The sequence below is a fragment of the Ferruginibacter sp. SUN106 genome (assembly GCF_050611765.1).
Classification (GTDB): Bacteria; Bacteroidota; Bacteroidia; order Chitinophagales; family Chitinophagaceae; genus Ferruginibacter.
In genome coordinates this window covers 61422-78755 of the sequence record NZ_JBODJC010000001.1, presented here as the reverse complement: position 1 = coordinate 78755, position 17334 = coordinate 61422, and the positions used below count along the sequence as shown (strand labels likewise).

General features: G+C 37.3%; 9 protein-coding genes. 5 read left to right on the top strand and 4 right to left on the bottom strand.

The genetic code is table 11. The features are described 5' to 3' along the window. Positions 1-30 precede the first annotated feature (30 nt). Positions 31-2025, bottom strand: coding sequence for a Sec-dependent nitrous-oxide reductase (nosZ, locus tag ACQ334_RS00210; protein WP_430986129.1), 1995 nt, complete (start codon positions 2023-2025; stop codon positions 31-33). Between the two features lie 23 nt (positions 2026-2048). Then, on the bottom strand, positions 2049-2522 hold the full coding sequence (locus tag ACQ334_RS00205; RefSeq protein ID WP_430986128.1) for a c-type cytochrome: 474 nt from the start codon (positions 2520-2522) through the stop codon (positions 2049-2051). A gap of 256 nt (positions 2523-2778) precedes the next feature. Here ACQ334_RS00205 and ACQ334_RS00200 point away from each other — a divergent pair, with 256 nt between their 5' ends. Genes ACQ334_RS00200 through ric form a run of 3 tightly spaced genes read left to right on the top strand, consistent with a single transcriptional unit; the run spans position 2779 to position 5426 of the window. After that, a complete protein-coding gene (locus tag ACQ334_RS00200; protein ID WP_430986127.1) occupies positions 2779-3372 on the top strand; it encodes a Crp/Fnr family transcriptional regulator in 594 nt (197 codons plus the stop codon). A 60-nt stretch (positions 3373-3432) separates the two neighbouring features. After that, positions 3433-4665, top strand: coding sequence for a hypothetical protein (locus ACQ334_RS00195; RefSeq protein WP_430986126.1), 1233 nt, complete (start codon positions 3433-3435; stop codon positions 4663-4665). A gap of 38 nt (positions 4666-4703) precedes the next feature. Next, a complete protein-coding gene (gene ric / locus ACQ334_RS00190) occupies positions 4704-5426 on the top strand; it encodes an iron-sulfur cluster repair di-iron protein (RefSeq protein ID WP_430986125.1) in 723 nt (240 codons plus the stop codon). A gap of 500 nt (positions 5427-5926) precedes the next feature. On the opposite strand, the gene ACQ334_RS00185 is transcribed toward ric, so the two are convergent. After that, positions 5927-11986, bottom strand: coding sequence for a T9SS type A sorting domain-containing protein (locus tag ACQ334_RS00185; RefSeq protein WP_430986124.1), 6060 nt, complete (start codon positions 11984-11986; stop codon positions 5927-5929). A 606-nt stretch (positions 11987-12592) separates the two neighbouring features. On the opposite strand from ACQ334_RS00185, the gene ACQ334_RS00180 reads away from it, so the two are divergent. Beyond that, positions 12593-13231 carry a response regulator gene (locus ACQ334_RS00180; RefSeq protein WP_430986123.1) on the top strand — a complete coding sequence of 213 codons (639 nt, stop codon included), beginning with the start codon at positions 12593-12595 and terminating at the stop codon, positions 13229-13231. Positions 13232-13294: 63 nt separating this feature from the next. Here the strand turns inward: ACQ334_RS00180 and ACQ334_RS00175 are convergent, their stop codons facing one another. After that, positions 13295-15067, bottom strand: coding sequence for a sensor histidine kinase (locus ACQ334_RS00175; protein ID WP_430986122.1), 1773 nt, complete (start codon positions 15065-15067; stop codon positions 13295-13297). Between the two features lie 737 nt (positions 15068-15804). Between ACQ334_RS00175 and ACQ334_RS00170 the strand changes: the two genes are divergently transcribed. Then, positions 15805-17121 (top strand): tyrosine-type recombinase/integrase, encoded by a 1317-nt coding sequence (locus ACQ334_RS00170; protein WP_430986121.1) that lies wholly within the window; start codon positions 15805-15807, stop codon positions 17119-17121. Positions 17122-17334 lie beyond the last annotated feature (213 nt).

The following is a 17334-nucleotide window of genomic DNA, read 5'->3' as shown; positions in this document are numbered from 1 at the left end:
ACACCTGCCCCTTTTCACCTGCTCAAAAAACTATTTTTTTGCTGCGGTATCTGCAACAGGATAATTTTTACCTGTACTGAATAACAATGGCACATTGCTTCCCGCTGGTGATACTCTTATATAACCCTGCATTTCCTGGTGCAGTGCGCTGCAGAAATCGGTACAATAGAATGGGAACATGCCCGCTTTTTCTGCTGTCCATTTTAAGGTTTGTGTTTCTCCGGGCATAATTAAAAGCTCTCCGGTATTGGCACCTTTTATAGCAAAGCCATGTGGTACATCCCAATCCTGTTCCAGGTTAGTAACATGGAAATACACTTCATCACCTGCCTTTATACCTTCAATATTATCAGGAGAAAAATGCGAACGGATACAAGTCATGTTTACATCTACCCTATTGCCTGTTCTTACTACTTTAGTGGTGCCTTCTCCTTTAGAAACATAAGGATTTTGGTTTTCATCAATCTTAAAAAACTTTACAGAGTTACCTTTTATCAGGTCAGCAGATACTGCTTGTGCGTAATGCGGCTCACCAATGGTAGGGAAGTCGAGTATCAGTTGCATTTTATCGCCGCTGATATCATAGAGCTGTGCACTTTGTGCCAGTTCAGGACCTGTTGGTAAATACCTGTCTTTAGTGATTTTATTATAAGCGATCAAATATTTAGCATTAGGCTTTTTACTGTCGCCACCGGGAATACATAAGTGGCCGACAGAATAATAAGTAGGCGCTCTGTCCAGTACTTTCAGATCTTTGATATTCCATTTTACCACTTCACTGGACACAAAAAAAGTAGTGTAGGCGTTACCTTTACCATCAAACTCAGTATGCAATGGTCCAAGACCTGGTTTTTGTACTTCTCCATATAAAGCAGCTTCGTATTTTATAACTGGAATACCATCATAATCGCCTGCATAAGCTTTATCAGCAATTGCTTTGATCATTTTATCAAAACTGAATACCGGAATTAAAGCGGCTAATTTTCCACTGCCTACAATGTATTCGCCTGTTGGATCCACATCGCATCCGTGAGGAGATTTAGGACAAGGAATAAAATAACAGATGTCTTTCAATTCTTTTGCATCCAGTACAGTAACTTCTGTTTTTATTTCTGATGTTGCAGAATGTGTTTTATCACTGTAAGTATTGTGAGCATATTTAACTGCCTGCTTTCTTCCTTTACCAGCTTTTAAATATTCTTCTGCTTTTTTCCAGTTCACAGCCATGATAAAATCTTTATCTTTTTGCGAAGCATTTACCTCTAACAAAGTATTCGCCTGTTCAGTATTATAGCAACTGAAGAAAAACCATCCGTGAGATTTGCCTTTGCCGGCGTGGCTCAGATCAAAATTCACACCAGGGCATTGGATCTGGAAAGCAATATCCATCTTGCCATCTTCTTTAGCCACACTGATAAAACTTATAGTGCCTTTAAAATTTTGTTTGTAGGTATTAATTGGTACATCACCGTTTTTATCATCGGGTGGAACGCTGAATCTTGTACCTGCAACAACGTACTCTGTATTTTCTGTAATAAAAGGAGAGCTGTGGTTACCTGCGCTGTTAGGCAATTCAATTATTTCCGCAGTGCGGAATGTTTTCAGGTCTATTCTCGCCACACGTGGTGTATTATTGGCATTGCCAAAAACCCAGCGGCCATCAATTTCTCCATTGGTTTGAGATAATTCTGTATGATGCAGATCATCCCAGGGCACAAAACCATGTGATGTGTTTAACATAGGTTTTGTTTCTTCGCTATAACCCCATCCTTTTTCGGGGTCAACAGAAAAAACAGGAATCACTCTAAGCAACCTTCCCGATGGTAAACCATAGGTAGCCAGTTGCCCGCTGAAGCCTCCCGATACAAAATTGTAGAACTCATCATATTTTCCCGGTGCTACGTAAGCTTTTGAAGCAGCATCGGCATTTACCGCATTGCCTGCATTTTTTGGTTTACAGGAATTAAAACTCATCAACAAGCTGAAACTAAAAGCAGCAGCAGCTATAATTCGTATACTTTTCATATTGTTTGTTTTAGATAATTATTTTATTTCACGCCATCATTCTTACGCTGAAATTCATATAGGGCTCTTGCATCATCATCTGATAAATTCTGGTTGGGCATACGCACCAGGCATATTTCCAGCTGTGCCTGTGCTTTGGGATCTTTATTCAGCATCTCATCTGTGTTGGTAATAAAGTTCATGATCCATTCTGCAGCATGGCGGCTTGTAACACCCTTCCAACCCGGACCAACTAATTTTTCTTCTGTAAGTTTATGGCAGCTGCTGCATTTTACGCTGTACACTTTTTCACCATTTGCTGCTAGTGTTGCATCTAATGCAGCACCCACTTCTACCTTGGTAAATTTTCCTTCGCCCCTGTTGGGATCATAAGATGGGTTACCATTTGATCCTGCTGATTTTGCATCATAAGGATCGGTACCTTTTTTGTCGCTACCCGATCCGCCGCAAGCTGATATAAAAGCTACTATGCTTAAAATGATTGCTAATTTTTTCATGATAATTCTTTTTTGATTTTAAATGATACCACAAGATTACAGCAGCTGCATTTTTTTATTTATGCGTTGAATCATAAGCAAAAGATAATCGTGGTTTTTTGGTATAAACCAGGCATTTTTTACAGATTTAAAAGGAATTCCGCCTTTGTTCTTTGCTTAATGTGATTATAATCATACCCGGGGGTAACTACTGTCAGTTACTGAAATGCACAGGAAGAATATTTTTATACCTTATCCAAGATAATAAGCTATGACAATGATTGACGTTGATACATTACTGGCCTGGGGAGGCGCTTTTAAAAAGCTCTCCGCTAATGAAGTAATTTTCCGTGAAGGAACTGCAGCGCAATTCTACTACCAGTTGGTTAGCGGTAGTATTCGCTGGGTAAATATCAATGATGAAGGAAAAGAATTTTTACAGGTAATGATTGAACCCGGTGAATGTTTTGGGGAATTACCTTTGTTTGACGATGAACCCTTTGCAGCCACTGCCATTGCAGATGAAGATTCAGTAATTATAAGGTTACATCGCAGCACTTTTCACGAATTGATAAAAGAAAATCCTGAAATACATTTTGCATTCAGTAAACTGTTAAGCGAAAGATTACGTTTTAAATTCTTTATTTTAAAGGAGATGGCTAATCATGATCCGGAACACAGCATCTCTACCCTGCTCAGCTATTTTAAACAAACCCGTAAGAATATCTGCACCAAGTGCAACCGCATAAAACTCACCCGCCAGCAGATTGCTGATATGACGGGCTTAAGAGTGGAAACTGTTATCCGCACGATAAAAAATCTGCAACTAAAAGGACAGCTAACCATAGAAAAAGGAAAAGTATATTGCTGATTATGATTTGAATCATAGCCGCCGCTTTTTAAGCGTTGTTTCTTTGTGCAAATATTTTTTATGTCATTGTACGTACGGCGCTGGATAAAAATTGCCCTGTTCAATTTATTTATTGTGGCTTCTATCGGAGTGGTGTTACGGTATAAAATTGCTTTTTCTCTTCCCTTTATCGATCAGAAACATTTATTGCATGGCCACTCTCATTTTGCATTTGCAGGATGGATATCCCAGGCCATAATGATATTGCTGGTAGCTTATTTGGCAACTCAAAGAGGTGAAACTATTTACAAAAGATACCGCTGGCTATTGTATGCCAACCTGTTTACTGCTTATGGCATGCTTATTACTTTTCCAGTTGAAGGTTATGGATTGTATTCTATTATTTTCTCCACGCTTTCTATTTTTGTAACTTATTTTTTTGCAGTGTACTACTGGAGAGACCTGAACAAATTAAAAATTAAAAGCACTGTACTATATTGGTTTAAAGCGGCAGTTTTTTTTAATGCACTTTCTTCATTAGGTGCTTTTGCCTTAGCAGCGATGATGGTAGCAAAGATCGTTCATCAAAACTGGTACCTGGCGGCAGAATATTTTTATTTGCACTTTCAATATAATGGCTGGTTCTTTTTTGCCTGCATGGGTTTACTCACCGCAAAACTTTCTGCCCATGCGGACCTCTTTATTTTAAAAAGAATTTTTTTATTGTTTGTTACTGCAGTTGTACCAGCTTATTTTTTATCTGCCTTGTGGATGAACATTCCCACCTGGGTATATGTATTGGTAATAGTTGCCGCCTTTGCACAAGTGATTGCCTGGGTATATACGTTAGGAGTTATAAAAAATCAATTACCAGTTTTAAAAAGCAGTATGCCGCCAATTGCAAAATGGTTACTAATTTTTTCAGCAACTGCGTTAACTATCAAATTATTGTTGCAGCTGGGTTCCACTATTCCTTCGCTTAGCAATCTTGCTTTTGGGTTCAGGCCCATTGTAATTGGTTACCTGCACCTGGTTTTGCTGGGTATGATCACTTTATTTCTCCTTGGTTATATGCTTGCATACAATGTGATAACTATAAATAAAAAAACAATAACCGGGGCTATTATTTTTACTTCCGGCATCATTATCAACGAAATATTTTTAATGACACAGGGTGTTGCGGCATTAACCTATACCAATATTCCTTTTATCAATGAAGCGCTGTTAGCAGCAGCTCTTATTATGTTTACTGGTTTATTACTATTACTGGTAAGTCAAAATAAAAAACGCAAAAGTGATTTGAATCACAAATGATCATTGCAAACAGTAACACCTTTGTAAAAATAATTATTATGAAAAATTTAGCTGAACAAACATTAGCCACTATCGTAACACAAAACCATCAAACAGTACCTGTACTGGAAAAGTATAATCTTGATTTTTGTTGTAAAGGAAAAAGAACATTGTCGGATGCCTGTATAGAAAAAGGTATTGCTGTTGAAGCATTGTTAACTGAACTGGAAAATGCAACAGACAATGTGCAAAAAAACCAATTGCCTTTTACTGATATGGATGAACAACAACTGATCAGTTATATCCTTATACATCACCACTTTTATGTAAAACAAAGTATGCCCACAATTTTATCGCATGTAGAAAAAGTGGCGACTAAACATGGTGATCGTTATCCTTACATGGTTAAAGTAGGGCAACTCTTTACCGACATAAAAGAAGAAATGACATCGCACATGCAAAAAGAAGAAATGATCTTGTTCCCCAGGATTAAAGAAGTAGGGCAACTGTATAATACTCAACAAAAGGCCGGCCTTGCAGGCGGCTATATCAGCGGCCCTGTAAATGTAATGGAAGAGGAGCATGAGCATGCAGGAGAATTGTTGTATGAAATAAGGCAACTTACTAATAACTATACACCACCATTTGACGCCTGTACCACATTTAAAGTAGCGCTGGCCGAATTAAAAGAATTTGAAGAAGACCTGCACAAGCATGTACATTTAGAAAATAACCTGCTGTTTCCTTTAGCAGAGAAAATGCTTACTGCCACAACTGTGTAATAGCAAACCAATAAAAAACCTGCTTTCAGCTAGTTGGGAGCAGGTTTTTTATTGGTGTCCTCACCAGGGCTCTCATTAAATTTGATTATCATCATCGTCATTAGCGGGATCTTTCGGAGTCACTCATAACTATTACGAAAACACTTATAAGTATGCTTGACAAAAAAATAATCCCTAGATTATATTCCATCTCACACTGAATGAGCATCTGGTAGTCTTAACAAACTATTTTAGTTATAATTATTGATTACAAATTTTGGTTTAAAGAGCTATTTTTTTATCATTGTGTTCATTTGGTCTTTGCTAAAATTTAAAAGTTTTGAATAGAAAAAGAGCCGCCATTTTAATGACGACTCCTTTCTTTGCTTGGCTATCCCGTACTTATTTTATTTAAACTGCTGCAAAAGAAAAAACACAGCTTGCGGCATTCCACAAAAGAATAATCTTACTCAACAATTATCACATGCCTGCAAAACTGCAATGTATTTCTATTCAAAAAATTAATGTACTACTTGAATTTTATACACTTCACTTTTCCCTTCTACGGTTGTAACACGTAAGTTGTAAATGCCGGAAGTTATATTCTGACAATTAATTGTATTAGCACCGTTTATTAAACTAATGTTTTGTACTAATTGTCCCTGTGCGTTGTATAATTGTCCGTTAACCTTGCCTATGTAATTACTAAGGTTTACATTTATTACAGTATTTACAGGGTTAGGGAAAATAAGTATTTTAGTACTATTACAATTTGAGTTAACCGTTACCGTCTGGCTGTATTTAGCGGTAGCAATATCGGAACTTAAAAGCTTAATGCGATAATAAGACCTGCCGTCCGGTGCTGGATATGTATATTGATAACTGCTGTTATTTCCTTTTGCTGTTACCTGTGCAATAGTACTAAAATTCACACCGTCTTTGCTATACTCCACTTCATAAAGGCTAAAACCGGGTTCATCAGCACTCCTCCAGTTAAGCAGCACTTTACAATCCTGTAGCTTTGCAGCAAATTCATTTAAAACAATCGGCAGCGGATTTGACAAGCCGTTATTGCTTGCAAAACCAAACGTAGAGAAGTTTTGAATGCCTGCATATTCTACATAACTAATTCCATCTTCGGTGCCGGTAGTTAAACCTGTGAAGAAAGCAGCTCCGGTAATAGTTGATCCTGTATTAGCTGCAACAGCAGCCGTTGCATCACCTTCAAACTTAAACCATTTCTGGCTGATCACGGGTGCCGGCACAAGTGAAGCACTTAATTCTGCCGGGTCATAAAACACTCTTACTTTCATACCGCCACCTGCACTGTATGTACCTGCGGTAGGATCAGTTATTGTCAGCAAACGTCCCATAATATTAAGTGTACTTGGCGTACCGTTGCTTACACTATAAGGAGCTGCCTGGTAGGTTACATTACCTGTAAGATTTGCCGGAATTGTGTTTCCGTTGGCATACAGTGCAAAAATTTTCCTTGTACCATCACCAAGGCTTAAGCCAGTAGTACCACTTGCTGCCGTACCATCTGAATAGTAATACTGCCATCCTTCCTGCGGGCAACCGCTGTACACAGGCACTGCAGTACTAGCAGCAACTGGTAAATAAACAGTACCCTCCGGTTTTACCTGCACTCTTGCAAATGAAAAGTAGGATGTACCTGCAGGGAATACCGTATTACAAACGTAGTTTGATCCTTCTACCGTAAGAATTGTAGTGGTAACATTTGTGGTAAATGCTGCATCACTTGCAGTTACCAGGCACAATTTTGTACAAGAACCAATTAAAGAAACGGTACCAATCACTCCTGTGCCATCCACACTTACTTTAACCGCCTGGCCAAAATTAGTTGTAACGGCTTTCCATACACGCTGCATCCTGTAATTGGTACCTGGTGCATTGTATACAAATGTTGGAGCGGTAGCCGCTGTTATATCCGCACCTAATGTATTGGTTTGCCCGTTATCGCCCCAAACAAGATAGCTCAGATCATTAGCAAATACATTAGTGTTACCTGCATTAGTAGTTGCAATAGTACCTAAGCCAATAGTTACCTGCCTGTTTACAGGTGTATTTACACTGCGGCTTTGTTTTTGTATTAATGCTTCGTTATCATCACGCCCAATACCGGCAACATTGTTTTGATAAGTGGCATTACCGGTCCACATAGCAGTTGACCTTGTGTTGAGGTAATCTACCGGGCTTGCTGTGCTACCCTGGGTGATACCATATTTAAGTGCCAGGTAAGAATTTACCCTTTGCACATTGTTGGGTATACTAACCGGGTTATTATAGAGGATGATTTCTCCAATACTTCCCGGTAAATAATTAGCGCCGCCACCTGAACCAACGTTCAATAATTGATCGGATGTTAAATAGGTTCCGAAATTACCAAAAGTCGCGGTACTCATATTGCCATTTAAACCTTTCTGACCAGTAGCTGTATTTCTTGCACCGGCCATAGAAGCCAATGTTACTTTATTAGCAACAGTAGTAGCAGCTGTAACTGTATTTTGCTGAATATAAAAAGTACCGGCATCAGTATAGGTAGCAGCATATATACCCCCGGAGTTTGAAGCATAATTGTATACGGCCAAACCGCTTGTTGAAGATGATTTATATACTACGAATTGCGAAGAAGGCGCATCACCTGAAGTGGTTGTAATTGCACTAAGCGGAATATTGCCGGCTGCACTTATAAGTTCATCGTTCGATCCGTCAAAAGTTACCACGGGGTTAAAGTTAAAAGCATTGGTAACGGTATTGAATACAGGCTTTTTGGCCGCCGTAGCCTGCTGTACTTTATAGCCGGTTGTATTCCTGGCTGTCCAGGTATCGGTTGCCCCGGCAACGTAGTTGGAATCTGCACTAAGCCATACGCTAAGGTTAGGGGTAACGCCGCCAGGTGCAATTATTTTATGCCCAAAGGTAAAATACGTTGCATTGGATAATACACTGGTTGGCACATCTGCATATATATAATTGCTGTTGGTTGCTAACGGATAATAAGTTTCATTAGTAGCATTAAATGCACCTGTGGTACTTACTATTAAATAACTTTCTGTTGCAGGTATTATACCATTGGTGGCAGCAATACCTACACGTATAGTTTTACCTGCAAGCCCTGAACCGGAAAGTTGTACTTTCCATTTTTTATCCAGTATAGTATTGAAACCTTGTGCAGAAACGCTGTAATTAGCATTATCTGTAAGTACAGGTGCGGTAGCCTGGTTAGCACTCCATACTAAAGATGACTTATCCGAGGATATGGTATTGTTATTTGCGGCGTTGCTTATTGCAATAGTACCAAGGCCCAATGTTACAAATGCATTATCGTTTACACTTTGAGATTGCTTTTGGTATAATCCGGAAGCATCATCACGGCTGATACCGGCTATATCATTAATATAACCTGTATTGTTTGCAGGCGTCCACATATCATTTGTTCCACTTGCATCAGAAAACACATAGCTGCTTGTGCCTGCTGCCAGTGTAATTCCGTATTTAATACCGAGGTAAGAATTTACCCTTAATTTTTCTGTAGTACTTAACGGCCACGGATAGGTGATAATTTCCGAAATAGAACCATTCCATGGATTTCCGCCATCCACTTCTCTTCCTATATTAAAATCCCTGTTATCATTCAAAAACCTGTAAGTTCCTGCATCTGTAATAGCCGTTGCAGATGAAGCGCCATCCACCATTTGACTATTATTTAATGTAGCCACCAGGTTATTGTTCTGATAGTTCTGAACACCAATTGCAGGTTTTAATACAGATGTAAATGCATCGGCAGTACTTTGAACCGCAGTAGCAGGATAGTTATTAGTACCCGTTCTTAATTTATTACTTACGTTATTAATAAAATTCATCGATGCAGTTCCAAAATCATCTCCATAAGAGAATATAACATCAGTAGTTCCAGTTGCAATGCCCGACCTTGATGCAACAGCAAAACTGGTTGTACCTTGTTGGGCATAAGGCAAATTGTTGGCATCATCTGCTGATTCAAAATAACCTGCTCCTCCAAATTCAATAGTTGGGTTAAAATTTTGCAGGTTGGTGCTTGTACGGTAAATGGGTGAAGTTCCTCCTGCAGTAAGATTTGTTAGATTACCATTGGCAGATTGGTCTGCCCAGGCACTGGCTGCTACCCCCTCGCTACCGGTAACACCTGCATCTGCTCTATGCCAGGTACCCAATAATGGATCCATAAATAATTTGCTGTCGGGTAGCTGGGCAAAACTGGTACCGGCATCTAAACCGGCAGTAGTACCTTTCCATTGAGGCTGGCAAAGATTTGGAAGTGCACCCCCGCTAAAACGTATCTCTATATTATGAGCCCCTGCCGATAAGTTTTGGGTATTAATTGTTGCTGCAGCGCCACCAAATTCATCGGCATACGCAAGATTTCCATCGATAAATATAGCGCCATAATCATCAATATTCTGCATTTGAAATTGATAGGCCCCGGCATTAGTTATTGTTAAACTGGCTTTCCCCACTACTGTAAAATTACCTCCGGGAAACTCTGAACTTGAGCCTGAACCCTGCAGAACTGTATTAAAGTTATACATTGTATTAGTGTAACCGACTTGTTTTAAACTGCCATAAGTACCGGCAATAATAGTGGCACGATCAGCCACAACACCATTGTATATTTCATACTTCATTCCGTTAACACTTGCAGCTGGTGCCAACACACCTCCCGGTGCGGTAGCAGTACCTCCAAAACTAAAATAACTGGTAGCATTATCACTAAAATCGTAATTGAAAAGATAACATACCACACCATTTACCATTGCTGTACCTGCATTAGCAATAAGCCCGTAACCAGAAAAAGCTGAATTGTTAGCATAAATAAGTTGTGGGTTTGTAACACTGCTGAAAGCAGTTACAGGATAAGCCAGTGTAACAATACCTACACCACCTGCATCCTGTACCTTCCATGCTTCGGCCATTCTGTATGTAATACCTGAAACATTTACATTCATAGCAGTACTCAAATTATTATCCCCCATAATCAGCGATTGCAGGTTTGTACTAAAGCTATTGCTGTTGGCATTATTTGTAACTGCAAAGCCTGCAGTGCCATTACTAACGATTAAGGCTGTACCCTGGTTCTGGCTTTGCGATTGTTTTTGATTTAATGCTGAAGCATCATCCCTTGCTATACCTAATATATTATTTTGAAAAACTGCATCAGCTGACCAGGTGGTTGTACCGGCAGAATTGGTATAATTAACTAAATTGGAGGTATTGCCCAATGTGATGCCATACTTAATGGCAAGATAAGACTCCACTTTATTTCTTTCTGTATTTGATAAATCCCAGGGATAATTGATTACTTCGGCAATATTACCTTCTAAATAATCAATACTACCGCCATTATCAACCAATGTACCAATGAAATAATCCTGGTTATCGTTTATCTCTACACCAGTACCGCTTTGCGTGGTGGTACCGCGTAAATAGCCATTGGCATATTGAGAATTATTATTTGAAGCTGTAATGGATGTGTTCTGGTATTTAGCAACCGACAATACGGGTTGATTGGCTACATTAAATACATTAGCTGTATTTACATTAGTACCAAATGTTAACCCGCTGACAAGTTTATCAACATTTTCCAATACAAACGCACTTGTTGCTGTACCATTATCTCTGCCATACGACATCATGTTGCCCTGGTCTGTTGTATTGGCACTGGATGATACCACAAAAGTAGTTCTGCCCTGTGTGGCATAAGCTAAGTTATAGGCATCATCATTACTACGCATTGCCCCATTATTTGTAAACTGTAATGTTGGATTAAAATTAAACAAGCCGGTAGCAGCGCTACGATAGATCGGTCCTGTACCAACAATGCTTGTCATATCAGTTTTAAATGTGTTGGCCGATTGATCAGCCCATGAAGAAGCAATAGCATCACTAACGGCAACTATGCCGGCATCTGCCTTGTGCCAGGTACCTAATGCGGCAGTGGTTAGTATAAATTTATTATCGGGCATTTGTACAAATGAAGTACCGGCATCCAGACCGGCTGCATTACCTTTCCATGTAGGTTCGCAGGTAACACCACCACCATTATCCGTAAAACGTATTTCAATGGTATGCATTCCGGCACTTAGTGTAACCGGTGTTATGGTAGTAGCAACCGTACCTAATCCTGCAGATACATTTCCCCTGTATACTTCGGTAACACCATCTATTAAAATAATAGCAGCATCGTCCAGGGCATTCATACTAAAAGAATAACTACCTGCAACAGTAATAGTAAAGCCAGCCTTACCTACGAGGGTAAAACTGTTAGCTATTTCACTGGTAAACCTGTCATCAAAATCATATAACGAGCTGGTGTACCCTGTTTGCTTTAGTGTACCATAACTAGCAGTAGCCAGGTTGGCTACTGTTGTGGTGCCATTATAAAGTTCGTACCGCATTCCGGGAACATTTGCAGCGGGAGAAGATACGCCGCCGGGCGCCTGGGCAAAAGTGTAATTTACCAGCAGCAATAACAATACTGCTAAAAGCTGGATTTTTTTTCGTGTAGTTGTTTTTTTCATTTTTCTTTTTTTTGTATTTCTTTACCGCTGTTTTTTTAAAAAAGGGTACCGTTCAGCGTTAAAAAAATGGTTTCTCAAAAAGGTATTCAAACTTAAGTATGTGCAATTCCGGCCTATCAAAAACCTGATAATATTGCCATGCAAAATTGAATAAAACAAACCCCGAAAAAAATAGACTACATTGATATTTTTTATAGTTTCAACAGGTGCGGCAGTTACCATAAACAACTAGCTATACTAGTCTGTTCAGACTACAATCTCAATTATACTATTCACCCATCTTAAATAATAAATACCTAATTACCCGGATAATATTATTTTAAAAGTTTCTTGCAGTAGCTAATTAATAATAGTGAGTAAATGCCTGCTGTTGTTTTTATTATGCCCGGGTATGTTTTTAAAATTCCCTATGTAGTTCATTATTATTTTTTTGAGAAAAGCGCCCCCTATTTTTAGCGGGTAAATTATAAAAAAATGTCAGTTGCATAAGTTTACGATTATTTGGATATTTGCTACATATTTTATCGGGATGTTACTGTTTGATTTTATGTAAAAAAAACTTATGTCCTGTAATAAATTTGTTTTTTAAAATCCAAACTATATTATATGATAAACCCCTTAGACTTAAGCTCATTTAATGGGATTATAGTTGACGATCACGAACTTTTTGGCCATGGTTTTGCAATGATATTGAAATCCATGGCTTTTAATAACAGCCTTCATTTTACCAATATAGAAAGGGCAATGAATGAACTACAGGCAAATAATTACAATGTTTTATTTATTGACTTACAGATGCCGGGCACTGATACCAAAGAATTTATAACTACATGCAGAAAAAAGTACCCTTATTTAACTATAATTATTGTAAGCACTATTGCTGAAATAAACAGGGTTAAAGAATGTTTTACCTGGGGCGTGGATGGGTATATCAGTAAATCTGTAAGCGTCTTTGAACTAAATCTTGCGCTTGAAAGAACTTATGCCGGAGACAAGTATGTAAGCTCTGATTTAAACAGCAAATTAGCCAACAGTCTTTTTTTTCCTGCTCAAACAAATTTAACTGCTAAAGAACTTGTTGTATTGAAATTAATAGCACAAGGATATAAAGTGGATAAAATCAGTGAGATACTTTTTATAAGCACTTATACAGTTTTGGCCCACCGCAGAAATATTATGAAAAAACTTGACCTTCATACTGCAGCAGAATTGGTAAAGTATGTATTTACAAACAACCTAAATTAAAATAGTAAATTTTTTTATCGAGGCGCCAATCAATGAACAATTAATTGCTTACAGTTATTACTGTTAAAATTCCGTGGGAATGCTCACTGTAATTTCTGTACCCTCATTTCCTGAAACTATTTCACTCGTGCCATTTAATGCAGTAGCTCTGTCACGAATTGAATTCAATCCAATTCCTTTTTTCGATTGCACGTTAAACCCTTTCCCATCGTCTAACACTTGCAAAACAATTTCATTGCTATCATCATAAATTAGTATGCAGATATTTTTAGCGAAGGCGTATTTAATGATGTTGGTAATTGCTTCCTGTATGATATACAACAGTTGAATTTTTATTTCCAAACTGACTTCTTTCATAAGTTCATCGTCCACTTCAATCACTATTTTGTATTTGTCAGCTGTAATACTATTCTCAATTATCAATCTTATTCTTTTTGAAAAGGTTATTTCCATTTCATTTGCTTGTCCATTATAGAGCAAACGGCTTTTTTCTCTCGTACTTTCATAAATATCTGTCATTAATTTAGCAATATTTTTTAGCCGCTCCACCTGCTCCTTATTGTGATTGTTTATCAATTCTGATTCGACTTGTATTTTTGCCGCAGCAATAGTACCGGCTAAACCATCATGCAAATCCATCCCTAATTTTTTTTGTTCTTCTTGTTTTATTAAAAAGCTTCTCTCTTCCAATTCCATAATTTGCAACTGGCTGGTATAATTCAATTTAGAAATCCTTTCTTTGGCAGCTTTATCTTTTATTCTTATACGCAGGTATAAAAAAAGAATAACAATTAAAGAAATAGCAGAGATAATGCCAATAAGAACATTGCGTTTTTGCTCCAGTTGCTGAGCCTTTTGCAGTTCTTCTGTTTTCGCTTCGGCAAGTGTTTGTGCATACATATTGTTATTAATATCAGCAATTTTAATTCCTATTATCGAATCGTTTATATCATAGGCGTTCTTTAAATTCTGATAGGCTGCCCTATAGTCTTTTTCACTTGCTTTAAGTATGCTGTAGTTATATAAATAAACTGTTCCATCCGACAAATTGTCCACGGCATTATCTTGCCGTTCTCTCATTTGTTGGAGATAAAACGCAGCACTGTCGGTTTGCCCCTTACCAATAAAAAAATCGAAAAGATATAAACACATATCACTTCGAACTGCTTCCCGCCATATATAATCATAGCTCATATGTTTAGCATATGCAATGGCATACGCTGAATCCAGCATTTTTTTTGCATTATCGGGTTGATGGAGGATTCTTTTCTTGAAATACTGAGCCAGGTAATAATTATAAGTTGGCCTGTACAATAGCGAATCTGGAATATCCCTTTTCCTTTGCCAGCTATTCCTGATATTTTCTGAAAGGACACATGCCTTTAATGCATTGGCTGTATCTTTTAGTTGAAGGTAAAAATCAGCTATGTCTGTTAGTGCAGATGTGGAATTCATCAGAGTACCTCTTGGTACGCTGTCTGTAATTATCTTTTGTGGCAATTGTTGTAAAAAAGGCAGGTAACGGTTATATTCTTCTATACACCTCTGGCGCCCGCTTGCTGTTCTTCCATAATTATATATAATGGCAACCAAACTAAAAAGCGAATTGACATAACCCTTTATTTTTTTTCTTTCCTCTTCAGCCTTTTCCACATAATAAAAGGAAACACCCGGCCTGTAAGTGTATAAGCAATTATCATAGAGCATCATATAGTAACGTACACGGCGTCTTTGATAAGCATCATTACTCCAGGCGATTTTTTTATAGGTAACTAATTTTTCTTTAAGCGTAATGTTTTTAATGTACAGGTCACTCAATTTTTCTATCGCCTTCATATACATGGTGTCATCTAATCTACCTGATTGATATTGCTTTAAAAGGGTTGACCATTTTGAATCAAGCGTATCAGATTGAGCAAAAATTTCTTGAGAAGCAAGAAAAAAGATACTTGCAACACAAAATAACTTTAAGGTTAAGGTCATTTTAACTTTCAGCACCATGCGATTTAAAAAAGTGAAAATAGATTTTTTTTTTATTTAGTGCAAGTTTCAGGTTTATTTTTTGTATTGGTAATGGAGTTTTTATAGTAAAGTATTTTTTTTACTTATGTAATTTATTAAGAGGATTATTATGGTAAAAGTATTTGTCATAAACGTTAACAATGGTTGGATGATATGGAAAAAATAAAATCTGGGGTGGCGGAGCAGATTTTACTAGCACTCCTTCTATAGTTGATTTAAACAGAATGGTACATCACTCTACAGAATCCGGAGAACAGCAATAATTAAAATTTAAATCGTGATTTATACTGATTGAACTTCCGTCTACTCTTGCATTGCAAATGCAGTAAGGGTTTTAGGTGGAAATAAAAATGGCCGTTTAATTAAAAACGACCATCATTCTTCTTGTGTGGCCTCGCCAGTTATTTTGAACAGGTAACATCATGTGATAACATATGGAATAACCTGATATAAATATCCTGACAATCAATTATTTAGTGACAATTATTGATTTTTGGAACACTACACTTACAAGAAAAATTGTAGCCAAAGTGTAACCAAAAATCAAATATATGTCAAAAGTTAATTACTATTTAAAGAACGTACCGAAAGAAGAATTTCTTCAGATACTAAAAAAAGAAAACCGAAGCCAGTACAATCTGGAAATGAATTTAAGAAGGTCAATAATCATTTCAATAGCCTATGATGGGAAAAGAGAAATTTTTTCTACCGGAAAATTTATTGAACTACGTTTATGGGATAGGGTGACAATGCGAATAAAGATTCTCACTGAAACTCCTGTGGAGTCTATAGTAGACAGGGAATGGCTTGATGCAAAAAAAACAGAAATAGAAAAACTCATAAGTAGTGCAAGGGAAGAGTATCGTTCCGTTTCAAAGGATGAATTATATGAATTAATTCTTCGTAAAGTAAGAAATAATAATGAAGCTTATAGTTTGAAAGAAATATTAAACCAATTTTTTTTCGACCATAAAACAAAAAGAGGAGCAAGTGTTAAACTTAATACGGTAAAAAAATATCGTTCGACGATTTCACATGTTATTAAATTCCAAAAGCATGATAAATTTATTCCTGAGCTATACAATACCGACTGGCTAAAAAAATTCAAGCTATATCTTATGAATGATGTAAGATTTGGGGATAATTCACATTTAAACGATAATACCGTTTGCAAATATATCGTTGCTCTAAAAACATTCTTTACTCATTTAAAAAAGAAGGGATTCAGAATAAAGGCTGAATTAGATGAAATTAAACTTGCTGAGACCGAGCAATTAGTAAATATTGTGACCCAGCATGAATTAAAACTATTAGAGCAATTTAATTCTAACAACCCATATCATAATCAGGTCAGAGATGTTTTCTTATTTCAATGTTATACGGGCTCAAGGTATGGGGACATTGAAAAAATTAAAAACGAAGACATAGCAGTCGATATGGGAATGTTAATTTGGAATTATATTGCTGAAAAAACCGGAGCGCATATTTCAGTACCACTCAATCCAAATGCAATTCGTATTCTTGATAGATACAAACATTTGCCAACTCCTTTACCCCATTATTGCAATCAGGTCATAAATCGCGAATTAAAACTAATTGCAGAACAGGCGGGATTGAACAGAATTGTAAAAAAGGTAAAATATCATGACAATATTAAAACTGAAGTTTCCTGGCGTCTTCATGAGATCATCACTACACATATGGCCCGCAGGACATTCATTTCAATAAGTCTGCAACTTGGAGTAGCGGAGCGAATGGTCAGGGAAATATCTGGACATAGAGATGAAAGGAGTTTTAGGCGATATGTTAATTTAAATAAATCTCATCTTGTGGCTGTGACAAATGCATGGGCATCTATGTTGGCCTAAATTAAAAATCTCAAGTTTATTATTAGCGACTACCGCACTTAATAATATTATGTGATTGTTCATTTAGTAGACCGTGTAGTTGTTTAGTTCAAACTATTGTATTAGTATAAATATAAAACGACGTTTTTCGAAGCAAAGTTCAAAATATTTCACCACTTTTAATTTTGAAAGTGAAGTATTTTATTTTGGTGCGAAAACGGAGAAAGATCAGGA

Bases quoted from the DNA above. Each gene is read 5' to 3' on its own strand.
- ric (WP_430986125.1), top strand. From the start codon at position 4,704: ATGAAAAATTTAGCTGAACAAACATTAGCCACTATCGTAACACAAAAC.
- ACQ334_RS00200 (WP_430986127.1), top strand. From the start codon at position 2,779: ATGATTGACGTTGATACATTACTGGCCTGGGGAGGCGCTTTTAAAAAG.
- ACQ334_RS00180 (WP_430986123.1), top strand. From the start codon at position 12,593: ATGATAAACCCCTTAGACTTAAGCTCATTTAATGGGATTATAGTTGAC.
- ACQ334_RS00170 (WP_430986121.1), top strand. From the start codon at position 15,805: ATGTCAAAAGTTAATTACTATTTAAAGAACGTACCGAAAGAAGAATTT.
- ACQ334_RS00175 (WP_430986122.1), bottom strand. From the start codon at position 15,067: ATGAAGGCGATAGAAAAATTGAGTGACCTGTACATTAAAAACATTACG.
- nosZ (WP_430986129.1), bottom strand. From the start codon at position 2,025: ATGAAAAGTATACGAATTATAGCTGCTGCTGCTTTTAGTTTCAGCTTG.
- ACQ334_RS00185 (WP_430986124.1), bottom strand. From the start codon at position 11,986: ATGAAAAAAACAACTACACGAAAAAAAATCCAGCTTTTAGCAGTATTG.
- ACQ334_RS00195 (WP_430986126.1), top strand. From the start codon at position 3,433: ATGTCATTGTACGTACGGCGCTGGATAAAAATTGCCCTGTTCAATTTA.
- ACQ334_RS00205 (WP_430986128.1), bottom strand. From the start codon at position 2,522: ATGAAAAAATTAGCAATCATTTTAAGCATAGTAGCTTTTATATCAGCT.